Consider the following 2063-nt stretch of genomic DNA (forward strand, 5'->3'; position numbering starts at 1 on the left):
CTCTATAACGTTATTGAAAGTGAGCCAGTACAACGTCCTATCTTAGTAAAGGCTTATTTAGACGCTTGGTATAAGCTAGAAGGAAGTCTTGATTACCATTTAATGGATACCGATGCCTATATAGGTTACTGGTGTTGGGAGGCTGCCTTAGTGGTTAAGCTTTATGATATTGACGATAGCAGTTTTATTGATCATGAATATTACCCCAAAGATCTAGTACATTGGCAAGGTAACGAAAATAAGTGTAAAAGTAACGATGCGAAGTGTTTGAAAGAATAAAATTTCACCAAGATGACTCGTTAGCTAAAAAGATTGGATTCACAAAAAAACATTGGACTAAAGTAAAAGGATAATAAATGATGGATTTTTCACCATTCCGGATAATAGTCTCGATGTTAGGCAGCACCCCACTTAATGATGAAGCGTTATTTACTGAACTGTTAGATGTCATTGAAAGCTACCCTGAATTTGCGCCTCAGTTTTGGAGTTTAGAAGAGCGAGGCAAGCTGCCTTACAACCGCGATAATATATTAGATAAAATAAAAACCGTAGAGTATGGGAGTTATGCGGATATTTATTTAAAACGTAATAAAGCGGCAAAGTACTGTGGCAGTATTGATGTCGGGCCAAAACAATATATAGAATTTGAATTTGATCCAAAACTCAATAGTAAGCATTATTCTGCCTTATTTGAGTTTGCAGACCGATTGGTGCAAGTATTTAAGCCAGATATCGCTTCTGTACATATTCACACACCTGTTTACCCTAGGCCATTCGAGTCATCAGAGCACAAAAATTCGAGAATAGTGAGCAGCACTGCTTCACTAGCACCTGTCTATTACTTTAATGTTGGCCCTAAAGGATTAGCAATGCGCACTTATTTTGGCCCGCATTATGTTAAGCAGTTTGGCCAAGAATTATTACTGAGCACTCCAAAAACAAAAAAAGAGCTTCAACCTTGGGGCGGCATTCGTCTTGACTTATCAAAAACGCCTTGGGAGCTAACAGAACAAGCGCTTATAGAGCATTGGCAAACAGCCATGGCACATCTACGCCCTGCTAAGGTGTTTGCTGATTTGGACGTTTATCAAAATAGGAAATTCAAATATACAAAGGCCGAAAACTGCACCATTGGTGGGTTAAATTATGTCTAAAGAGGCTGCTTTAGCGCAGTTGGATGCTTCACGAGCACAAGATAACGTAAAAGGTGTTGATATTTCAGGGCTTGATTTAACGCAATGCGATATTAGTGAAACATCGACTGAAATGCTCAAAGGTGAACGCGTTATATTACGTGGTGGTATTTTAGATTTAGCTTATTTTTTAGATGCCGACTTTACAGCCGCTAACCTTGAAGGGGTAAGCTGCAATCAAACGGCGTTTTTTGATTGTATTTTATATCAGGTTATTAGCCCCAATGCGGACTTTAGCTACGCCAAGTTATCGGCGAGCAGCTGTAACGAATCTGACTTCTCCTCTTGTGAATTTGACTACGCAAACTTGTGGGCTTCAATGTTTGTTGACAGTAACTTAAGTGATGCAACAATGTCTTATGTAGAGGCTGCTGATGCCTGTTTTGATGACGCAAATTTAACGAATGCCGACTTATCAAACGGAAATTTCACAGGAACCGTGTTTAGAAAGTCCAACCTTACAGGTGCTGACTTAAGCCATGGTAATTTTACAGATTGTGATTTTACCGGTGCTATTTTAACTGATGTATGCTGGGATGGCGCTATTTTAAAGAATGCTAAATTTGATATAGGTACTCAGCCTAATAAATAGTATGGAAATACCTATTTTAATTGGTAGGCAATAGAAAAAAGTTATCCATTTTTATTAAAGCCGTGGGAACAGGTTTTGCTCGTTGCCCGAATTCAGGTTCTAAGTGCACCAAACCTTAAATCACTAATTAATAAAGACTTCTTCAGCTGTCTGATAATTTAGTATTTTCCTTGGGCGAGTATTAATTTTCATTACAACCTTTTGGAGTTGTTCATTAGTTATAGTTGAAAAATCAGTTTTCTTTGGGAAATAACGCCTGATCAGACCGTTTGTATGTT

Annotated in this window: 3 protein-coding genes and 1 pseudogene; 3 read left to right on the plus strand and 1 reads right to left on the minus strand. The window is 38.2% G+C overall.

Going from position 1 to position 2063, the window contains the following annotated elements:
- The 3 genes from CWB66_RS19390 to CWB66_RS19400 all read left to right on the plus strand — a co-directional run.
- Positions 1-279, plus strand: a 279-nt coding sequence (locus CWB66_RS19390) for a PoNe immunity protein domain-containing protein (protein WP_138586636.1), incomplete at its 5' end; no start/stop codon positions are given.
- A gap of 77 nt (positions 280-356) precedes the next feature.
- The gene (locus CWB66_RS19395) at positions 357-1154 is read left to right on the plus strand and encodes a hypothetical protein (RefSeq protein WP_138586637.1); all 798 of its coding nucleotides are present in this window, start codon (positions 357-359) and stop codon (positions 1152-1154) included.
- Positions 1147-1785: a pentapeptide repeat-containing protein gene (locus CWB66_RS19400; RefSeq protein WP_138586638.1), complete on the plus strand. Its 639-nt coding sequence runs from the start codon at positions 1147-1149 to the stop codon at positions 1783-1785. Before CWB66_RS19395 ends, CWB66_RS19400 begins: the two co-directional genes overlap by 8 nt.
- 123 nt (positions 1786-1908) lie before the next feature.
- On the opposite strand, the pseudogene CWB66_RS23235 reads toward CWB66_RS19400, so the two are convergent.
- A pseudogene (locus tag CWB66_RS23235) lies at positions 1909-2063 on the minus strand (IS30 family transposase); the annotation flags it as partial.

It is taken from the genome of Pseudoalteromonas sp. S558 (assembly GCF_005886635.1).
GTDB classification, from domain to species: Bacteria; Pseudomonadota; Gammaproteobacteria; order Enterobacterales; family Alteromonadaceae; genus Pseudoalteromonas; species Pseudoalteromonas aliena.

Excerpts from the sequence above, each read along its gene's own strand:
- CWB66_RS19395 (WP_138586637.1), top strand. The coding sequence starts at position 357 with ATGATGGATTTTTCACCATTCCGGATAATAGTCTCGATGTTAGGCAGC.
- CWB66_RS19400 (WP_138586638.1), top strand. The coding sequence starts at position 1,147 with ATGTCTAAAGAGGCTGCTTTAGCGCAGTTGGATGCTTCACGAGCACAA.